Origin of the sequence: Mesorhizobium sp. M1C.F.Ca.ET.210.01.1.1 (assembly GCF_004791585.1) — a bacterium.
Classification (GTDB): domain Bacteria; phylum Pseudomonadota; class Alphaproteobacteria; order Rhizobiales; family Rhizobiaceae; genus Mesorhizobium.
On record NZ_SRUU01000110.1, the window covers coordinates 1 to 452 of the forward strand.

The window sequence follows — 452 nt, forward strand, 5'->3', positions numbered from 1 at the left end:
CGATTTTCTCGCCATGGTCGAGCACGATCACGCGGCTGCACACTTTCATGATGGCGTCGACCTTGTGCTCGACCCAGAGCATCGAGATGCCCTTCTCGCAGCGAACGCGTCGGATGACATCGACCATGCGCTGGATCTCGGTCGGGTTGAGGCCGGCCATTGGCTCGTCGAGCAGGAGCAGCTCCGGATCGGAGGCGACGGCGCGCGCAATCTCCAGCATGCGACGGTCGGATAACGTCATATGCGCGGTGCGCATGTCGCGTCGCGCCGTCAGGCCGACCAGCTCCAATGCCGCATTCGCGGTCTCTGTCGCATGCTTGACGCGGGCCCCTGCCCCGTAGACGGCGCCGACCATGACATTCTCGAAGGCGGTCATGGTGAGGAAAGTGCGCACCAACTGAAAGGTCCGGGCGATGCCGAGCCGCGCGATGCGGTGCGGCGCGATGCCGGTG

General features: G+C 65.0%; 1 protein-coding gene. It reads right to left on the minus strand.

Annotation, left to right across the window (positions count from 1 at the left end; all coding sequences use genetic code 11):
• Positions 1-452, minus strand: a 452-nt coding sequence (locus tag EN853_RS33150) for an ATP-binding cassette domain-containing protein (protein WP_135861345.1), incomplete at both ends; no start/stop codon positions are given.